This is a genomic window from Streptomyces sp. NPDC048275 (assembly GCF_040652275.1).
In the GTDB taxonomy this organism is placed as follows: domain Bacteria; phylum Actinomycetota; class Actinomycetes; order Streptomycetales; family Streptomycetaceae; genus Streptomyces.
In genome coordinates this window covers 1-18,802 of record NZ_JBEZLR010000064.1, presented here as the reverse complement: position 1 = coordinate 18,802, position 18,802 = coordinate 1, and the positions used below count along the sequence as shown (strand labels likewise).

The following is an 18,802-nucleotide window of genomic DNA, read 5'->3' as shown; positions in this document are numbered from 1 at the left end:
GGTGAGAGGCGTCAGATGAGGTGCTCGATGCCGTTGGAGACTTCGCCGGCCGTGCCGAAGCGGCTCCATGCGTAGGTGAGGGCGTCGCCGTCGCGGTGGCCCAGGTCGGTGACCCGGCCGAGGACGAGGGTGTGATCGCCGCCGTCGTACGCACGCCAGGGATCGCACTCGACCCAGGCGAGCGGGTGGGCCAGGCGCGGGATGCGGGCGCCGGCGACCCAGCGGGGCTCGGCTGCGTCCCGCGCTCCGGCGAACTGCCGGGCCAGCGGCTCCTGTTCGGCGCCGAGGATGTTGACGCAGAAGGGCCGGTCGAGCAGTTGGTCGTGGCAGCGGGCTCGGCGGGCGACGCTGATCAGCACCAGCGGGGGATCGGCCGACACCGAGGTGAAGGAGTTCATGGTGGTCCCACGCGGGCCGTCGTCCCCCTCGTACGTCACGACGGTGACGCCGGTGAGGAACCGGGACATGCAGGCGCGTAGCGCGCCGGGGGCGGGCGGGGCGAGGGCTTCGGGCATGGCTGGCTCCCTTGGCCGGGAGGATCTGCCCCTGCCTGCCGGGTGAACAGACAGCAAGGGGACAGAAGGGTGGATATGAAGACCAAAGCAAGTAATAAAAGCTTTGATTAATTGGGGACCGTACCCCCGGGACCGAGGCTTGGGAACCCCTCCGGGGAGAAAGACCTGCTACTCGCCGGAAACCTCGCGCCCAGGCCCGGGCCTACACTCCCCGTGTGACCCAGGAACAGCCCGATGCCGAGCATCTGCACTTCTGGTCGTTCATCGACCACGCCGTCGAGCGGGTCGGCCGGGAACTGTCCGGTGTCGATCCGCTTGCGATGCGACTGGTGCTCACCCTGCACCGGGCCGCCAGCATGGTCGTCTACGACCTGGAGTCGACCGTGCACCGGCCGCGCGGCTGGTCGTGGCCCGGGTTCCGGGTGCTGTTCGCGATCTGGCTGGCGGGGCCCGTCGAGGCGAAGAAGGTCGCGGAGCTGTCCGGCATGAGCCGCGCGGCCGTATCGGCCCTGGTGAACACGCTCGAGCGAGACGGCCTGGTCAGCAAGGAGCGCGCGCCGTACGACGGACGCGCGGTCCAGCTGAGCCTCACCGACGCCGGCCGGGAGTCGATCACCTCCGCCTTCCAGGTGCACAACGAGCGCGAACAGGAATGGGCGGGCTCGCTCAGCCAGGACGAGCTGCACACCCTGATCGACCTGCTGGGCAAACTGACCGCCCACTCCACCCACTTCGGCGCCCGGCACCGGGAGTGACCGATGCCGGACACAGCCGCGGAGGCCCCCGACGGTCCCGGGGGCCGTGGCCTCTGCGGTTGAGGCGTTGACACCGGCGAGCATCCGCCGCGCATACTCGGGCGTATGGGAGTCCTCGTCGCCAAGAGTCCGGACGAATGGGCCCAGGTCATCACCAAGAGCTTCGTGCCGCTGTCACTGGGCTCCATGTCCGGGTCCTTCCGCGGTTCGGTGCGCTCCAGCATTCTGGGATCCGCAGTCACACTCACCGAGGTGCGCACACAGGGGGCCTCCGTCGTGCTGCGGTCGGCCCACCTGGTGCGCCGTGAGCCGAGCGACGACTTCCTGTTCTCGCTGCACCTCGAGGGCGACGGGGCTGTCCTCCAGGAGGAGCGCGAGGCCGGGCTGCCGTGTGGCGGCGGCGCGCTGTACGACGCCTCGCGGCCGTACGAGCTGCGGTTCCCGACCGACACGCGGCAGCTGGTTCTGCAGATGCCCCGAAACCAGCTGCGCGAGCGGGTCGGCAGGCTGGAGGACCTGTGCGGGCGAGCGCTGCCCGCGCGGCACCCCACGGTTAGGGTCCTGGCCGCGTACGTGCGGGAACTGGCCGAGGCCTGCGACGACCTCAGAGGCGACCAGCGGACCGAAATGGGCCTGACAGCCGTCGACCTCCTGGCCACCGCATTGCGTGCGGTGGCGGGTGAGGGATTCGGCGTGCCCTCCGGACGTGCGGCCCTGCTCGCCTCCATGCAGGCCTACGCAAGGCAACACCTGGCCGATCCCGGGCTGACCCGTGAGTCCCTCGCTCGCCATCACCGGGTCTCGGTGCGCTACGTCGCCGAGCTGTTCGCCGCCGCCGGCACCTCGCCCGCCGCTTTCATCCGCGACGAGCGCCTGCACGCCGCCCATCGCGCCCTGACCGACCCCCGGTACGCCGGCATGACGGTGTCCGCGGTCGCGGCCCGCTGCGGCTTCACCGACCGCACCACATTCACCCGTGCTTTCGCCCGCGCCTACGGACGTACTCCCGCCGAGGTGCGAGCGGCGTACAGCCGTGAGCCCTGACGCCCCGCCGCTTCGGTCGGCCCGGCGCAACCGCCGGGCGAGCGCTCTGGAGGCGACGACTGCAGAAAACGCCGCCCACCAGTGCACGCAACGCCGCATCCCCCCATGCCCGGCCTCCTAATGTCAGGGCACTTCGCGCATCGCCCACCGACCAGGAGGCCCCCGTGCCGACCACGTATCGTGTCGCCGCCGTCCAGGCAGAGCCCGTGTGGCTCGACGCCGGCGCCACCGTCGAGAAGACCATCGGCCTCATCGAGGAGGCCGCTGACCAGGACGTCTCTCTGGTGGCCTTCCCCGAGACCTGGATCCCGGGCTACCCGCTGTTCCTCTGGCTCGGCCCGGTCGCCGGTCAGATGCCGTACATCGCCCGCTACCACGCGAACTCCCCGGCCGTGGACGGCAAACACATCACCGCCATCCGCCAGGCCGCCCGCCGCACCGGCGTCACCGTCGCCCTCGGCTACAGCGAGAAGGACTACGGCAGCCTTTACATGGCCCAGACCCTGATCGGGCCGGACGGTTCCGTGCTCCTGCACCGCCGCAAGCTCAAGCCCACCCACGTCGAGCGCAGTCTCTTCGGGGAAAGCGACGGCAGCGATCTCAAGGTCGTCCAAACCCCGCTCGGCCGTATCGGTGCGCTCAACTGCTGGGAGCACCTACAGCCGCTCAACAAGTACGCGCTGTACGCCCAGCACGAGCAGGTACACATCGCCGCGTGGCCCGCCTTCGGCCTCTACAAGGGCATCGCCTACGCGCTGGGCGCCGAGGCGAACATGGCCGTCACCCAGACCTACGCCCTGGAGGGCGGCTGCTTCGTCATCGCTCCGACCCAGGTGCTCAGCGAGCGCGGCATCGAGACCTTCGCGACCACCGACGAGCAACGCGCCCTGCTCACGGCCGGGGCCGGCAGCGCCCGCATCTTCGGTCCCGACGGCAGTCCCCTGGGCAAGCCGCTCGACGAGCACGCCGAGGGCTTCGTCGTCGCCGACATCGACCTCTCCCTGATCGACCTGGCCAAGAATGCCGCCGACCCCGCCGGGCACTACGCGAAGACCGACGCCACCCGACTGCTGCACGATGATCGGCCCAAGTCCGCCGTGGTGCGGCCGGGCGAGATCGCAGGCCCCTACTTCCCCGACCTGGACGAGCCCTCGGTGGAAGACACCGCCGCCTGAGGCAGAACCGATCGGCACTCTCGCGAATCCTGCCCGCCGTACGGACAGCACGCCGCCCGCACGGCGGGCAGGGCCGGTGTCCAATCGCCTGAATGCCGGGCCGTGCCAGCTGCACAGGGTCCGGCTCCAGCACGTCGGGTACCTGGCTGAGCGGAGGTCAGGCAGCAGGGATGCGGGCGTGAGCGCCGCCCGGAGGCCCTCGTGAGCGTGAAGTCTGTGCGGCGACTGTTTCTTCGGGTGGCTGAGGGGCCGCTGAACCTGGTGATGGACGATGACGCCCCGGCTTGTGGAGCTGCTGCAACTGGGGCTTCGCGCGGAGGGTTTCGCTGTGGATGTCGCGAGTGACGGCCTGGAGGGGCTGGCCAGAGCGGCGGCGACAACTACGACGTGATCGTCGTGGATGTGATGATGCCGGGCCTGAACGGCTACAAGGTCTGCGCCCACCTGCGCGCGGTCGGCGACAGCACTCCCATTCTGATGCTGACGGCGAAGGACGGGGAGTACGACGAGGCAGAGGGGCTGGAAACCGGTGCCGACGACTATCTGACGAAGCCGTTCTCGTTCATCGTCCTCACTGCCCGGCTGCGTGCCCTGATACGCCGGGCCCGGCCCGACCGGCAGCATCGCCCTGCACTTCGGTGACCTGGAACTCGACGCTGGTGCCCGCCGCCTGCGCCGTGCGGGGAAGGACATTGCCCTGACCGCCCGGGTCTGCACCTCTTCGGGGACGGTCCTGGTGCAGCCTTCCCCAGCCCTTCTCCGGCCCGCACCGCCGTAACCACGCCGGCCTGGGCCCTGTTGCCCTGCACCGGACTGCAGGTCGGGCTGGTCGCTCTCCTGACCTGGCATGCCATGGGCCGGGCGCTGCGACCGGTCGAGGACATCCGGACCGAATTCGCCGACATCACCGCCCACAGTCTCCATGAGCGTCGACGTGCGCGACACCGGACACGAGTGGGTCGTCGAGGTCATCGACGACGGTCCGGGCCTCCCCGCACCGATCGAGAGAAGGTCTTCGACCGCTTCACCCGTTTGGACAACGCCCGTACCCGCGACCAGGGCGGCACCGGACGCGGCCTGGCCGTCGCCCGCGACATCGCCACCGCCCACGGAGGGACGCTCACCGCTCAAGCACCTCGCGCCACCGACCGCGGTGCCCGAATGGTCCTCACCCAGCCCTTGCCCACCACACAGCAACCGCGCAGCACGTCGTGCTCCCGCGGCGGATGACGCGCACTACGCGACGGAGGACGGCGTCGGCCATGAGGCGCTGGGTGGTGGCCTGCAGGGGAGGAGCGGCGCGTGACAGCAGTTGGATCAGGGCGATGTACAGCAGGCCGTAATCGGGGTCGCCCCAGAACCAGGTACCCGCGGCGCCGTCCCACACGCAGGTATCCGCGGCCGACCGGGAGTGTGGCGAGCTGCGGGTCGTGCACCAGCAGACTGATGACCCGTTAGGTCCAGGTCCCGCGCCACCGGCGATCAGACGCCTTCGTCACAGGATGCCCTTGCAGAACCATCGCGTGGGTGGGGTCCTTCGAGAGTCCCTGCCGGTCTGGCCCAGTGCGCGGTCGAATAACGGGTGCAGCGGCCTCTTGCGTCACTTCTTCGCCGAGAAGGCCCTGGCCGTGCATGCGGGTGCTTCACGTGTGCAGGTGTCGAACGCGGCCTTGGCCAAGGACGGAACGGTGTCGTGACGTTCGATGCTGCTGACCGGGCGGAACCCGGTCAGCAGCACCTTGGAGGTGGCTGTGCCGACGTGGCCGAAGGCGTCCAGCCCGTAACCCGTCGCGACACCGGGCACGCTGCGTGACGACGTCCGCGTGCCCGGTGTCCGCGACCGGCTGCACTGGTTTCGCAGGACCGCCTGGAAGCGGTGACCAAGGCGGCCGCAACCCGTGCGTGATGGACGAGAGACGGCGCCCTCGGGAATTCCGACACGGTCGCTGGCCCGACGACACGTGGTCGCGACAGCCGGCCGCGGCCACCGGAGACGTCCACCGCCTGAACAAAGCGGTCGCCCGGTGCACCCGCTTGGCGGCGCCCCGACCATGGTTCAGCCCGCCGTCCCAGGCCCCGCGGCCCGGCGGTATTCGGGCACGAGCGCGAAATCCACCACGAGTACAACTCCGACCGGAAGTCGAACATTTGGTGCGTCGGCTCGAATTCCGCGTACCCGCCTGCTGCCGCCGCGTCAGTCGGGAATTACGGGGCCGGCGACGAGATCGACCAGTCCGGGGAACGGATTGTCCGGCCGGTGCTGGCGATACACGAGGTCGACGAACGACACCGGCGCCCACTTCGACGGCTGCTCGTCGATCTGGTGCACCACCTGTGCGTGGATCTTGCTCCGCAGATCCAGATAGGGGAACGCCTCGTGCGCCGCGTCAAGCACAGCCCGGTCCACTTCCTCGACACCGAATGCGAACATGTCGGCGCCGATACCGAAATGCGCGAGGGCGACGTTCAGATGCTTGTGGGCCGCGATCCCCGCGGAGGTGTGCAGCGCCACCGCATCCCAGATCTGGTCGACCGCGGTATCGGAGAGGCCGTGCTCGCGGGCGAGGCGGGCGGCCCGGAACGCACCGTCCACCTCGAACCGGTTCGGACCCTGCCCCTCGTCGGTCAGGCCGATGTCGTGCAGCACCGTGCCGATGAAGAGCGTCTCGTCGTCGTAGTCCGTCCCTGCGACAAGGTTCTTGGTGGCGGCGATACTACGCGCGTAGAAGTAACTGCGCACGCAGTGGTTGAGCAGCCAGTCCGGGGCGTGCTCGGCGGCGAGCTCGATGGCGGCCTCCGTGGCAGCCGTACGCGGCCACCCTCCGATGGCGTCCGGCAGATTCTCGAGCGGGTTGAGCGACTTCACTTTGCTTCGACCTCCAGGGCTACGTGCTCAGCGGCGACGGCCTCGACGGACCGCAGTTCACCTACGACATTGGACTGCTCAAAGTAGGTGTACCAGCCAGATTTCTCGACGCCGTCGAGAAACGCGTCGGCCAGTTCCTTCGAAGGGGCCTGCCAGGCCGCGAACCACTCATAGGAAGTGGAGTGCGATGCCGGTTCCGCCCTGCCCCAGCCGAGCGTCACGACGCCGATCTCCGCGAGCTGCTTGATGGCTTCCTGAATACCTGCGAACAGATTGTTCCGCGTCTCCTTGTCGGCGGCGAAGAACGCGGGTTTCGGGGTCCACGTCTCGATCACCATGTACATGTTGCGACCTCTCCTTGCTCATCGGTCATTGACGTGATGCACCCAGCCTAGAAAGGTCGAGGTCACCGTTACGATGGCCAGATGGACAATTACACCAAAGATCTGGCCAAGGTGGCGTTGGTGGTGCAGCCGGGCTTCGTCCCGCTGGACGTCGCCGTTCCTCAACAGGTGTTCGGCTACTGGCCGACCTACACGACCGCCCTCTGGCCCGGCGGCGTCCCCTACGAGCTGACCTTGGTGAGTGCGGTTCCCGCGGAGGATCCGGCGGTGCCCCGTGAGGTCGAGCCGCTCGACCGGCTGGACGCCGCGGACACCGTGATCGTCGCCGGAGTGCAGGACCCCACCGGGCCGCCGGACGCCGAACTGGTCGGACGACTGCGGGACGCCCACAGTCGGGGCAGCCGGATGGTGTCCATCTGCACGGGCGCCTTCGCCCTGGCGGCGGCCGGGATCCTGGACGGCCGCATGGCCACCACCCACTGGCGCTGGGCCGGGCTGCTGAGAGACCGCCACCCGTCGGTCACGGTCCGAGAGGCGGAGCTCTACGTCGAGGACACCGGCGTCTTCACCTCCGCGGGAGTCCTCGCCGGAACCGACCTGTGCCTCCACCTGTTGCGGCTCGACCACGGCCAGGCCGCCGCGAACACCATGGCCCGGTACCTGGTCAGCCCGCCCCACCGCGAAGGAGGGCAGGCCCAGTACATCGACCCCCTTCCGCCTCGCGGCGACCAGGTGATCACCGAGGTGATCACCTGGATCCTGGAACACCTCGACGAGCCGCTCACCCTGGAGTCGGTCAGCCGTCACAGCCACATGAGCACCCGGACCCTGCGCCGCAGGTTCCGGGCCGCGACCGGAACCAGTGTCATGAACTGGGTGGCCGTCCAACGCGTGGCCCGCGCCCGCAACCTCCTCGAGACCACACGCCTCGGCGTCGACGACATCGCACACCGCTGCGGCTTCGGCTCCGCGGAGTCGCTGCGCATCCACTTCACCGCGCTGACCCGGACCAGCCCGTCGAGGTACCGGCGCACCTTCGCCGGCTGACACCTGTCTCAGAACAGGGAGTCGACGTAGGTCCGGAGTGGGACTCAGCCGTACCCCAGGGGGGTACATTGGCGGCGCCCGATGTCACCGCGCGTCTACGCCGAGTTGAAGCAGGCATGGGCGGGCATGGACATGAGCGGCGGAATGGGGGTTTCCGTCCTCCTCGCCGTCTGGCGGCGGATCCATCAAGCTCACAACACGCCTGGTCAGAGGGGGCCCCAGGCGTCCATGGGCTCGGTCGGCGACTCCTTCGACCATGCCTTGGCGGAGAACCTGTGGACGCTGGTCAAGACCGAGTGCATCCGCGGCCGCGTCTTCGCGACCAGGGCCGAGGCGAACCTCGTGCTCTTCGAGTACATCGACGGCTTCCACAACCCCGCCGCATCCAGAAGCGGCGCGCGTCCGTATCCGTCTGATCAAACGCCGGAGGTGAGCTTCCCTCGCTGTGTGGGAGGGGCTGACTAGCTGGTCAGGGTGGGTTGACGTGGTTGCCGGGCTTGCCCCGGAAGACCTGCGGGTCAGCCTGTACGCGTATATCGCGTGCCGTGGTCGGCATGGTGGACGAGTTCGCCGGGGGCGACCTCGCGGCTGGCCAGCGCGTACTCGAGCGAAGTGAGGACCAGGTCGGCGTCCGCGTGGGCGGACGTCTCCCAGGCCGCGACTCTGCGGGAGAAGGCATCCCGGATCGGGGACGGCCAAAGCGGCCCCTCCAGGGTGGGGATCATGGTCAGGTCGGTGACCCACAGCCGGTTCGGTGCGGGTGCTCTGAAGTCGCGTTGCACCAGGTCAGGGGCGAGGTCAGCGTCTGGGTCGCGGCGGGTGAAGCCCTTACTCCTGCGGGGGCTGATCCCGGCAAGGCCGGCCTCACGCACGAGCCGCTCGACCCGCTTGCGGCCGACGCGGACGCCCTCGCGCTTCAGGACGGCATGGACCCTGGGCTGTCCGTAGATCCCGCCGGAGTCCTGGTGAGTCTGCCGGATCTGTCCGGTCAGCTCGATGTCCTGGCGGCGCCGCTCACAGGGTTCCGCCTCGGACCGGCGCCAGCGGTAGTAGGTGGAGGAGAGGATGTGCAGTTCCCGGAGTACGGGCTCGACCCCCAGGTGCGGGTGCTCGTCGAGGAGCGCAGTCACCTGGAAAGTGCCCCCGACGGTGGCGGGAACAAGGACCTCAGCAATCCTCATTCTCGCTGGTCAGAGACACTTTCTGCCCTCGCGATCACCAGCCGGACAGCCCACCTCGTGAAAGCGCGAGGTTAGGCCGTTTTCCTTCAGATCATCGGATCGCTGGTTGATGTGTGTCGTTGACTGACGCCCAGTGGGCACGCATCGAGCCGCTGCTGCCGGACCGGACGCCGAAGCGGGGAGGTCGGTGGCGCGATCACCAGCAGGTGATCGACGGCACCTGGGAGAAGGTCTTCACCGCCCTGCTCGCCCAGGCCGACGCCGAAGGCGACCTCGACTGGGTCGTCGCCGTCGACTCCACATCGTCCGCGCCCACCAGCACGCCGCCGGGGCCCGTCAAAAGGGGCCCCGGCCGACCACGCCCTCGGACGATCCGGTGGCGGACTGACCACCAAGATCCACCTCGCCGCCGACAGCCGCTGCAGGCCGGTGGCGTTCGTTCTCACGCCTGGCCAGACCGGTGACGCACCCGCATTCGAGCAGGTCATGGCCCGGTTACGGGTGCCCCGGCGGATCGGCCGCCCGAGGGTCACGCCAGATGTGGTCCTGGCCGACAAGGCATATTCGGCCCGGGCGATCCGCCGTCATCTGCGACGGCGCGGGATCCGGGCGGTAATCCCGCAGCCAGCCGACCAGGCCGCCAACCGCAAGCGGCTCGGCCGGCGCGACGGCCGCCCGCCGGCCTTCGACTGCCAGGCCTACAAACTGCGGAACACCGTCGAGCGGTGCATCAACAAGCTCAAGCAGTGGCGCGGACTGGCCACTCGTTACGACAAGACAGCCACCATCTACCTCGCCGGAGCCCGCCTCGCCGCCATCTTCATCTGGTCAGCGACGTGATCCGAAGGAAAGGCCCAAACACCGCGTACACGATGTCGCACATGTCTGTGGTGTCGCGCAGGAAGACGACGGCCTCGGCCGCGCGTGGAGCTCCAGGCCGGGAAGCCGTCCCAGCGCTCGCGTGCGGCACGCAGCTACGCGGGGGAGATGCCAACGCCGAACGGACACACCCGGCGCGGCGAAGTGAACGGCGTTGCCGGCCTTGCTGCAGCCGAGGTCCAGCACCCGACCACCAGGGGCGAGGGCGAGCAGTTCGTCAGCCTGGCCCGTGATCTTCGAACGTGGCAGTAGTCGCTTCAAACTGCATCTCCCGTGACATGCAGCAATCAGGCTTCTACTGGGGTTCCGCTCTTGGCAGGTCTCGGCGAACGGTTCAGCAAGGGCAATGCAATCAGGGGAAACACAATCACGGACAAGAGCCCCGCCGCTACCAACGCCGCCGCGTTGGCCGGCTGGATTGCGTCCAGTTTCAATCCGATCGTCGCCGCCACCACGATCACGGGCAGGGAAGTGGCCTGCAGGAGGCCGCTGGCCATCACCTCCGCGTGCGAGAGGCCAGCCCTGCGGTAGACCAGTGCTGGCAGGCCGCGTACGAGGAGGAGTGCTGCGAGGAACATCGGGACGCGCAGGAGCGAACCCGTGTCCGCGAACAGAGCCCCGAGGTCGAACTGGATACCGCTGGTGACAAAGAAGACCGGAACGAGGAATCCGTAACCGATTCCCTGGAGCTTCACGTGAAACTGCGGATGCTTTTGGTCGGCGTCGGGCGTGACCAGCCGCACTACGGCCCCGGCGATGAAGGCGCCCAGAACGGCCTCGAATCCAAGATGCATCGCGACCGCGGCCAGGCCGACTATCAGGACCATCGTGAGGCGGACGCGGATTTGGGCGCTGGTGTCCGCCAGATTCACCAGTGTCTTGGACAACCACATGGAGCGCTTCGCGCGTATCGACGTCACCACGATGAGCGCCGCCAGACAGGCGAGGCCGATCAGAAGAAGGATTCTGGAGGCAGGGCTGGATGAATGCTCGGAGAAGAAGAGGGACAGCAACACCACCGCGCTGATCTCCCCAGCGGATGCGCCGCCGATGGACAGTTGGCCGACCGGGCGCGCGACCGCGTCGGCGTCCTTCAGGATCGGGACCAGCAGCCCCAAGGACGTGGCCACCAGCGCGATGCCGATGAGCAGGGGGCTCTCGACCAGCCCGGCTATGTTTAGCCCCCAGCCGACGATCCCGGCCAGCGCGATCGAAGCCACCAGTCCGATGGCGACGAGATTTGCGAGTGGCCCGCGCAACTGCTCGAAGTCGATCTCCAGTCCGGCAAGGAACAGCAGGAAGCTCAGTCCGATGACCGACAACGCCTGAACCGTGGCGTCCGGCTGCACCAGGTTCAGCACCGCGGGACCCAGCACGATGCCAGCCACGATTTCCAGGACGGGTCCCGGGAGCGGAACCCGGGGCACCAAGGCGAGGAGGAACGGGACGCTGGCAGCCACCGCGAGCACGATGACTAGATTGTTGTACACCATGGTGGCTCCTGTGACCGGTGTGGGGAGTGTGCAAAGGGAGCGCCGTTTTCATCCCGCGCCTTCCAGATCGGCCGGGTTACGGCGGATGTCTTGTCGACCCGCACTTGGTTCAGGTGGCCAGGGCGGCGGCCAGGTGCTGGTCCAGGGCGCGGGTGAGCGCGTCGGCCGAGGAGACCGGGCTGCCCAGCCGGTCGGTGCCGTGTGCGGTGTGCAGCAGCAGCGTCGGGTAGCTGTCGACGCCCAGACGGCGCACCTGGAGGAAGTCGGCCTCCGCCTCGGTGCGGGCGGCGGGCGAGGCATACGCGGCTGCCACGGCGTCGGCGTCCAGGCCCAGCTCGGCCGCGAGGTCCCGGTAGACCTGGGTGTCGGAGAGGCTGCGGCCGTCGACGTACCAGGCACGCTGCATCGCGGCTGCGGCATCCAGCGCGTTCGCGCCCGGTTGGCTGCGCAGCGCGACCAGGCCCGTGGCGGCATCGGCGGAGTCCATCACGACCGTGCCGTCCGCCAGCGCGGCACGGTAGCCGTCGCCGAAGGTGACGCCGGTCAGCTGGGCGATGCGCTCGTTGGCGCCCGGGATGTGCGGGTAGGCCGCCACCGGCAGTGCGCGGGGGCCGGTGAACAGACCGCCGGACAGCACCCGCAGCTCGATCCGGTCGGCGTTGGCGGCGGCGAACTCGTGCAGGGCCGGGCCGAAGCCGTAGCACCAGCCGCAGTAGGCGTCGAAGGCGTAGGTCAGTCGACTGCGCTCCACGGAGCTCATCACGTAGCGTCCTTTTCTTATTCCGTCACCCGGATCACCGGTTAGGTCGGGCTGACACACTCAAAGCTATGGTCAGAACGTGGGCCGCCTTGGATACGCAGACGACGCACCATGGTGAAAAACGGACAGTCTTGTGAGCCTCTTCGCTGTGAGTCCCGCCAGAAGGCCGCCGTCCCGCCCCCGGGGCTCGCTACCTTCTCAAGACGGATTGGTCGCCCGCCGTACTGATCAGGAACGGCTGATGCAGGGCGAGTCGAGGTGGCCCAAGTGACTGCGAAGGGGTGCCGGTCACCTATTGGGGCGGTCTGTCCGATGGTGACGGCTCGGCGGCGGGGTCTGGGCCTTCCGGAGACGGCCGGAGCCCACCGGGCAGCCCTGGCCCCGAGGCGCCATCGTTCACGCCCCGTCACGATCATCGGCGCAGGCAGCTGCGTCCGGCGCCGCCGGCTGAACCAAAGCCACCGTCAGGTCCTGCCACGACCCGAAGGTCCGGTCCGAAAACCCGTGGTCAGGCCGCGTCCTTTTCCTTGGTGCGCAGGCGTCCCCGGGCCATGAGGCGGTCGAGCCGTCGCTGCTCCTCGGTCGCCCAGCGGCCCACCCGCTCGGGGTCGAGGGGCGTGCCGTGGCCGACGTGGAGCTTGGTGGGGCCGAGAGCCAGCATCTGGCGCAGGCTCGCCAGGTTGGCGAGCCGGTCGTCGTGGAAGGGCGGGTTGGCGGGCCGCCCCTTGACGATGCCCATCAACGGGGTCGCCACGAGGTCTCCGGCCACCAGGTCGCCGTCGTCGGTGAGGACGGAGACGGAGCCGGCGGTGTGGCCGGGAGTGGGCATGATGCGGGCCTCGACGCCGAAGTCCGACAGGTGGGTCTCGCCACGGATGAGCACGTCCGGTTCGAACGGCTCGGTGGTTTCGCGCACCATCGAGGTGCGGGCGAAGAGCCGCCCCAGCAGCCCGGTGGGCAGGTACGGCTCACTGACCCGGCCCGCTTGGTAGATACCGAGGTCGGCGATGTGGCCGGCGATCGGTGCGCCGGTGAGTCGGCTGAGTTCCGCGGCGGAGCCGAAGTGGTCGATGTGTCCATGGGTGACGACGATCAGCCGGACGTCCTTGGGGTCCACGCGGTGGGCGGCGACCTGGTCGTAGATCAGTTTGGCGCTGCCGGGTGTTCCCGCGTCGACGATGATCGGTTGCCTGCCCAGCAGCAGGTAGGCGTTGACGGCGTGCTTGCCGAGCACGGGAATGGGGACGACCTTGGTATTGGACATTGAGGGTTCCTCGGCAGGCGTGGGATGGGGTGGCTGGTCGTCGGGTGATGAGGCGGGGGACATGGCTGGTCCGCAGCTGACATCGCACTCACGACAGCCTGAGCATTGCTCAGGTGTCCTCTGGGCACTGGGGCGGGCGGGCGGCCTGTGCGTTGGTACCCAGGCCGCCCGAAGTGGGTCAGCTGAAGAACGGGTCGTCCACGACGTGGGCCCAGCCGCCGTCCGGCTGGCGTCGGAGGATCTCGGTGGTGGTGGAGATCACCGGCTCCGGTGCGACCCCGGTGAGGGTGGCGTTGTTCGACACTAGGGCGACGTCGCCGACATGACGGATGTCGCGCACTTCGAGCTTGAGGCGGGCGCCGCTGTCGACCAGGTGCCGCATTGCCCCGCGGATGGCGTCCGTGCCCACCAGGTGGTTTCCGGGAGTGGGGACGAAGTGGGCGTTCGGCTCGTAGAGCGACACCAGTCCCTCGATGTCACCGGCCTCCAGGTACTCCATGAACAAGGCCCCCACCTGCTCGGGCGTCTTGGCGCGACGCCGGGCGGTCACGCCGACCGGCTTGTCGCCCCAGCCTGACGCGGCGATCAGGTCGTGCCAGCTGGGACGGGCGCCGTGGGGCAGATGACGGGACAGCAGTTCGCCCGGGAAGGTCGTCGGGAACGCCTTGTGGGGCTTGGCCGCGGCCTGGGCGATGATGGCGTCGCTGAGCCCGTAGCCCACGTCGTGACGCGGGAGCAGGGCGTGCGCTTCGTCGGCGAGGCCGGGCGGAAGGCTCTCACGCTGGATTCCGAGGATGTCGGTGGCGATGCCCGCGTGCGCCAGCGCCACCTCCGTGCCCTTGCGCGAGGCGATGCCGGGCGAGGTGTGCAGGGCGATGGCGTCCCAGGCGATGGCGATGCGCCGTTCCTCGACACCGCGCGCACGGAGGAATGCCGCTGCGACGTCAGCACCGTCGACCTCGAAGCGCTGGTCGCCGTTGCCCTCCTCGCTCAGTCCCATGTCGTGCAGGACGCAGATGACGAACAGCAGCTCGTCGTCGTAGTCGGCACCGGCGCGCAGGCCCTGGTTCTGGGCATGGGCGCGGGCGAAGACGTAGCTGCGGACGCTGTGATGGTGGACGGAGGCGGCCGTGGCCTGTGCCGCATAGGCGTAGGCGTCCTGGGCGAGGCTCGTGTCGGGGAGGTCGAGCTGCTCGAAGACGGACAGTTGTGCGTCGGTCATGATGTGTCTCTTTCGTCGGGGCCCCGTTCCGGGGCAGACCGGCACGGTGGCCGGGCGGCGCGCTCACGCGAGCCGGGTATGGGGGTGCGTCGCACGGCACGTGGAGCGAGGGCCGGTCGCCCCACGAGGGGATGTGCGGCTGGAGTGGAGTGTGGTGAGGCGGTTACAGCTGGGCGACGAACGCGCTGATGCGTGCGGCCACCTGGTCGGGCACCTCGAGGGGCGAGAGATGGCCGGTGTCCTTCAGGACGGTCAGCGTGGCGGTCGGGATCAGCGGCAGCAGGTGGTCGGCGAGCACGGTCGGCGGGTCGACCTTGTCGTGGCTGCCCGCGAGAACCAGCACCGGCACCTCGATGGCCCCCACGCCGGCCGACATGTCCTGGACCAGGCCCTGGCGCGGCCACGTGAGACGGGCCTCGTCACCGCCGCGCAGACTGTCCTCGACCACCTGCCGGCGCAGCTCGTCAGTCAGCCCGCCGCGGGTCAGCATCAGGTCGATGCTCTGCAGAACCGCCTCCTCGCTGTCGTAGGCGTGGGAAACCGTCTCCTGCATCTGATCGGTCACCCCGACCGGCGCGGGCGGCGCGGGCGCCACGAGGACGACGCCCCTCAGACCAGCGGGCTTGCGTGCGGCCAGCATCTGGGCCACCTTGCCGCCCATGGAATGCCCGACGAGCACGTAGCCGGAGTGCCCGAGGGCGTCGATGACGCGCTGCGCGTCGTCCGCGAGCTGCTCGAGGTCGTAAGGTCCCGGCACGCTCGCGGAGTCGCCCCATCCGCGGTGGTCGTAGGCCACGAAGCTCTGGCCAGCGTCCAGACGCTGCAGTACCGGGATCCAGGTGCGCCGTGAGCCTCCCCAGTAGTGCAGGAAGATCAGTGCCGGGCCGTCACCCTCGCGGACGTGGGCGTACAGCTGGCCGCCCTGCACGTCGAAGAAGCGGCCCACCACATTCTCCGCGGTCATGATCAGTTCTCCTCGTCCACGGCCGGGGCTCTCGGACCGCTCCACCGGTGTGTGGAGTCGGCTGCCCCTTGCTCGCTCTTCGATCCTGCTCCGGAACCTCCCTTCCGGGCCACGGCTCATCTGCCAGCATGCGTATTTTTTGGGCTAGAACGGTGCGGGTGGGCCCTTGCTTTCCGGTCACCCGATCAGCGGCTTGACCTGGGGATTTATCTCGAGAACAGTTCTGGGTCAGGACACGGCGACTCTCTGGCCCTCCTTGCGACATGGGTGTCGGACGTAATATTGCGGCCATGAACACGCATCGGGTCATGGTCCTGGCGGTGGACGGCGTGCTGCCCATGGATCTGGGGATCCCCACGCAGATCTTCAACGCCCGTTCAAACACCCCGTATGAGCTGACCGTGTGCGGGGACACCGAGGAGGGCGTGACCACGAGCGCCGGTTTCACCCTCGGGCTGACCGCGGGACTCGAGGCGCTCGCCGACGCGGACACGATCATCGTCCCGGGCTTCGAGGACTTCCGGCGCCCTCCGCGCCCACGGGTGAGGGCCGCGCTCAAGCTCGCCGGCCGCGCCGGAATTCGCATCGCTTCCATCTGCACCGGCGCCTTCGCCGTCGCCTCGGCCGGACTGCTCGAGGACCGCACCGTCACCACCCACTGGGCCAGCGCGGACGACCTCGAAGAGCTCTACCCCCGGCTGCGCGTCGACCGCAACGTCCTCTACATCGACAACGACACCATCCTGACCTCCGCGGGGTTCACGGCCGGCATCGATCTGTGTCTGCACCTGGTCCGCAAAGACCTCGGCGCGGCCGTCGCGAACGACATCGCCAGGGACATCGTCGCCGCCCCACACCGTGATGGCGGACAGGCCCAATACATCACGAGGAGCCTCCCCACCCCTCAGGCCACCACCCTCGGCGACACTCGCGAGTGGGCCCTGCACAGCCTCGAAGAAGACCTCAGGATCCCCAAACTCGCCGACCATGCCGGCGTCTCCCCACGCACCCTGACCCGCCTTTGGCGCCAGGAAACCGGTGTCAGCCCCCACCAATGGCTCCTGACCGCCCGCATCAACCGTGCCCGAGAACTCCTGGAGACCACCGACCTTCAGGTGGAACAGATCGCCACCCGGTGCGGCCTCGGCAGCGGCGCCAACATGCGCGCCCGATTCCGTGACGCCATCGGCATCACGCCCACGGCCTATCGCCGCACATTCCACCACCAGGCCGCCTGACGGCGCGGGTCGGGCGGGCGTCGCAGGGAGGTAGTAGTCGAGGTGGGGCGGGGTGATCTGAGTGATGCTGAGCAGGAACGGCTGCGGCCGTTCCTGCCGGTCAGCAACAGGCGTTGTGGCCGGTGGTGGGACCACCGGCAGGTGATCGACGGGATTCCGCACCGGGTGCGGACCGGAGTGCAGTGGCGTGACCTGCCCCAACGGTTCGGGCCTTGGAGGACGGTTTACGAACGGCACCGGCTGTGGCACGGAGATCCGGGTGTTGCTGGCGTACTGGCACGGCAACGCCTCCGCGGTCCACCGCCAGCTCTGGCAAATCCGCCAGAGATCACTGAGGTTTTCTCAGTGGCGCGATTCTTCCCATCCCGTTTGGCGCTGATCGTCGCGATGACAGCTCCGTCGCTGACTGGGAGCGACATGTCAACGAGCAGCGCCCCTGCCATCGGGCAGGACGTTGCGCGAGATGGTCTGTTTCAGGATGCCTTTTGGTCGGCGGGCTTCTCGATCTCGGTGGTCACTCGTGCCCCTCGGAAGAGCACCGGGAGCCACAGGAGACATGCCAGCAGGGGGACCGCGGCGTAGGTGGCCATGCCCACACTGGAGCCCAACCCGTCCATGAGCGCGCCGAGGACGAGATAGCCGATGCCGATGAGCGCCGACTCCACGAATGCGATCATCGACAGCAGGCTCGCCCGGTGGCGCGACGGCACTGCCTCGTTGAACACGTTGTCCACGATCACGGCGGTGATCTCGGGAATCCCGGCCAGGACCAGGAACGCGGCGATGGTGACCCAGACAAGGCCGAGGCCGCTCAGGCCGAGCGCCACGGCGAGCGTCAGGAGAGACACCGGGACGATGACCCGATACCCGATGCGCCGGTCCGAGCGGTCCGACAGCAATGGAGTGAGCCCGCCGGCGAAGAATCCCGCCGCTATGACCACGCTGACCAATGCGGTGCCCGCTCCCTGATCGGAGAGGGTCTTCTGCGTAAAAATGATGTACGGCGTCAAAGTCGCATGCATCAATCCGGACACCACGACAAGCGTCACGAGCGCCGGCGTGGCGACCCGAAGCATCGCCCGCCATGCTGTGGCGTCGCCGTGCTCCTCGGCTCCGTCCTGCTCGTCCACCGCGTCCGCGCCGCGGATCTCGGGCACCCCTGACATCAGCACCACCACGGCCAGGACGAGGCACGCCGCCGAACCGACGTAGACGACTCCCCAGGAAATCTGCTGCAGTTGGCCGCCGAAGACGATGGCGGCTCCCGAGGTGACCGTCCCGAGCATGGTGAACCGGGACTTGATCTTGACGTAGCTGGCCGTTGCACCACGACGCACGAGCAGGTCGTACAGCAGGGCGGTGTCCGAACCGGACACACATGCCATGCCCACGCCCTGCCCGATGAACAGCGCCAGGAACACCCAGTAGTTGGAGAACGCCACCTGACCGAGCAGACATCCAGCTATCAGCACCTGGCCGATCACGATGCTGGCACGCCTGCCGATTCGGTCGGCGATGACTCCCGTCGGCAACTCCGCAAGTCCACTGACCAGGTAGAGCAGTGTCTGCAGTAGGGCCACTTGCCCGACGGAGAAGCCGCGCTGATAAAGGAAGAGGACGAATACGCCGCGCTGGAACAGCGTGTTGGCGAGCACGGCGTATACGTAGAACGGGCGCGTGACACTTCGTACTGCATCGTCGACTGCAGCCGACCCGCCAAGGGCCTCCGTGGTGCCGGTCATGCTGCGGGCTCCCCTGGTGGCTCCGGTGATCATTAGTGTTGGGTCTCCGCCGCCGACCGGAACCTCCAGTCCATACTTCGCGCAGGATATCGGGCCGGCCATCCGGGAACCGTTGCCAGCGCCGCGGCCATCCTCGGTGGAGGTGTCAAATGCTGGGAGCAGTAGCGTGCATCTTCTGGAAACGGTTGCGTACATCTTGGAGCCAGCGTGGGCGTGAACCTCGATTCGTCAGCGGTCTGATCGGTCTCGCTGATTCGGCGCCTTGCCCCGGTTTGTCCGACTGGTCGGTATAGGGGCCTTCGCATGCGCTGCG

At 68.5% G+C, this 18,802-nt stretch carries 17 protein-coding genes and 4 pseudogenes; 10 read left to right on the top strand and 11 right to left on the bottom strand.

The features are described 5' to 3' along the window. Positions 1-11 precede the first annotated feature (11 nt). The gene (locus AB0D57_RS30755) at positions 12-515 is read right to left on the bottom strand and encodes a flavin reductase family protein (protein ID WP_362080188.1); all 504 of its coding nucleotides are present in this window, start codon (positions 513-515) and stop codon (positions 12-14) included. Between the two features lie 215 nt (positions 516-730). Between AB0D57_RS30755 and AB0D57_RS30750 the strand changes: the two genes are divergently transcribed. From AB0D57_RS30750 to AB0D57_RS30730, 5 genes and pseudogenes are all read left to right on the top strand, one after another. Next, positions 731-1,270: a MarR family transcriptional regulator gene (locus AB0D57_RS30750; protein ID WP_362080184.1), complete on the top strand. Its 540-nt coding sequence runs from the start codon at positions 731-733 to the stop codon at positions 1,268-1,270. A 105-nt stretch (positions 1,271-1,375) separates the two neighbouring features. Continuing rightward, positions 1,376-2,314, top strand: coding sequence for a helix-turn-helix domain-containing protein (locus AB0D57_RS30745; RefSeq protein WP_362080181.1), 939 nt, complete (start codon positions 1,376-1,378; stop codon positions 2,312-2,314). Positions 2,315-2,478: 164 nt separating this feature from the next. Beyond that, positions 2,479-3,489, top strand: a complete 1,011-nt coding sequence (locus tag AB0D57_RS30740) for a carbon-nitrogen hydrolase family protein (protein ID WP_362080178.1) — start codon at positions 2,479-2,481, stop codon at positions 3,487-3,489. 271 nt (positions 3,490-3,760) lie between these two features. Continuing rightward, positions 3,761-4,192: pseudogene (locus tag AB0D57_RS30735) on the top strand (response regulator); the annotation flags it as partial. A gap of 258 nt (positions 4,193-4,450) precedes the next feature. Further along, a pseudogene (locus AB0D57_RS30730) lies at positions 4,451-4,719 on the top strand (ATP-binding protein); the annotation flags it as partial. Between the two features lie 370 nt (positions 4,720-5,089). Here AB0D57_RS30730 and AB0D57_RS30725 read toward each other — a convergent pair. The 3 genes from AB0D57_RS30725 to AB0D57_RS30715 all read right to left on the bottom strand — a co-directional run bounded on the left by AB0D57_RS30725 (position 5,090) and on the right by AB0D57_RS30715 (position 6,699). After that, positions 5,090-5,293, bottom strand: a complete 204-nt coding sequence (locus AB0D57_RS30725) for a hypothetical protein (RefSeq protein ID WP_362080175.1) — start codon at positions 5,291-5,293, stop codon at positions 5,090-5,092. A gap of 390 nt (positions 5,294-5,683) precedes the next feature. Further along, positions 5,684-6,355 (bottom strand): HD domain-containing protein, encoded by a 672-nt coding sequence (locus tag AB0D57_RS30720; protein WP_362080172.1) that lies wholly within the window; start codon positions 6,353-6,355, stop codon positions 5,684-5,686. After that, complete coding sequence (locus AB0D57_RS30715) at positions 6,352-6,699, bottom strand: DUF6616 family protein (RefSeq protein ID WP_362080169.1); 348 nt, start codon at positions 6,697-6,699, stop codon at positions 6,352-6,354. Before AB0D57_RS30715 ends, AB0D57_RS30720 begins: the two co-directional genes overlap by 4 nt. 81 nt (positions 6,700-6,780) lie before the next feature. Between AB0D57_RS30715 and AB0D57_RS30710 the strand changes: the two genes are divergently transcribed. Both AB0D57_RS30710 and AB0D57_RS30705 read left to right on the top strand, forming a co-directional pair. Then, positions 6,781-7,746: a helix-turn-helix domain-containing protein gene (locus AB0D57_RS30710; protein WP_362080166.1), complete on the top strand. Its 966-nt coding sequence runs from the start codon at positions 6,781-6,783 to the stop codon at positions 7,744-7,746. Between the two features lie 81 nt (positions 7,747-7,827). After that, the gene (locus AB0D57_RS30705; RefSeq protein WP_362080163.1) at positions 7,828-8,211 is read left to right on the top strand and encodes an IS3 family transposase; all 384 of its coding nucleotides are present in this window, start codon (positions 7,828-7,830) and stop codon (positions 8,209-8,211) included. 53 nt (positions 8,212-8,264) lie between these two features. Here the strand turns inward: AB0D57_RS30705 and AB0D57_RS30700 are convergent, their stop codons facing one another. After that, complete coding sequence (locus AB0D57_RS30700; RefSeq protein WP_362080160.1) at positions 8,265-8,876, bottom strand: IS3 family transposase; 612 nt, start codon at positions 8,874-8,876, stop codon at positions 8,265-8,267. A gap of 164 nt (positions 8,877-9,040) precedes the next feature. Here AB0D57_RS30700 and AB0D57_RS30695 point away from each other — a divergent pair. Beyond that, a pseudogene (locus tag AB0D57_RS30695) lies at positions 9,041-9,767 on the top strand (IS5 family transposase). A 326-nt stretch (positions 9,768-10,093) separates the two neighbouring features. Here AB0D57_RS30695 and AB0D57_RS30690 read toward each other — a convergent pair. From AB0D57_RS30690 to AB0D57_RS30670, 5 genes are all read right to left on the bottom strand, one after another. After that, positions 10,094-11,299, bottom strand: coding sequence for a cation:proton antiporter (locus AB0D57_RS30690; RefSeq protein ID WP_362080157.1), 1,206 nt, complete (start codon positions 11,297-11,299; stop codon positions 10,094-10,096). A gap of 109 nt (positions 11,300-11,408) precedes the next feature. After that, positions 11,409-12,059 (bottom strand): DsbA family protein, encoded by a 651-nt coding sequence (locus tag AB0D57_RS30685; RefSeq protein ID WP_362080154.1) that lies wholly within the window; start codon positions 12,057-12,059, stop codon positions 11,409-11,411. A gap of 508 nt (positions 12,060-12,567) precedes the next feature. Next, complete coding sequence (locus tag AB0D57_RS30680; protein ID WP_362080151.1) at positions 12,568-13,323, bottom strand: MBL fold metallo-hydrolase; 756 nt, start codon at positions 13,321-13,323, stop codon at positions 12,568-12,570. A 178-nt stretch (positions 13,324-13,501) separates the two neighbouring features. Further along, complete coding sequence (locus AB0D57_RS30675) at positions 13,502-14,545, bottom strand: nuclear transport factor 2 family protein (RefSeq protein WP_362080148.1); 1,044 nt, start codon at positions 14,543-14,545, stop codon at positions 13,502-13,504. Between the two features lie 163 nt (positions 14,546-14,708). Continuing rightward, positions 14,709-15,509 carry an alpha/beta hydrolase gene (locus tag AB0D57_RS30670; protein ID WP_362080145.1) on the bottom strand — a complete coding sequence of 267 codons (801 nt, stop codon included), beginning with the start codon at positions 15,507-15,509 and terminating at the stop codon, positions 14,709-14,711. Between the two features lie 290 nt (positions 15,510-15,799). Between AB0D57_RS30670 and AB0D57_RS30665 the strand changes: the two genes are divergently transcribed. Together AB0D57_RS30665 and AB0D57_RS30660 are read left to right on the top strand one after the other, a co-directional pair. Beyond that, a complete protein-coding gene (locus AB0D57_RS30665; protein WP_362080142.1) occupies positions 15,800-16,747 on the top strand; it encodes a helix-turn-helix domain-containing protein in 948 nt (315 codons plus the stop codon). A gap of 42 nt (positions 16,748-16,789) precedes the next feature. Further along, a pseudogene (locus tag AB0D57_RS30660) lies at positions 16,790-16,993 on the top strand (transposase); the annotation flags it as partial. 227 nt (positions 16,994-17,220) lie between these two features. On the opposite strand, the gene AB0D57_RS30655 reads toward AB0D57_RS30660, so the two are convergent. Next, positions 17,221-18,489: an MFS transporter gene (locus AB0D57_RS30655; protein WP_362080298.1), complete on the bottom strand. Its 1,269-nt coding sequence runs from the start codon at positions 18,487-18,489 to the stop codon at positions 17,221-17,223. Positions 18,490-18,802: the final 313 nt, after the last annotated feature.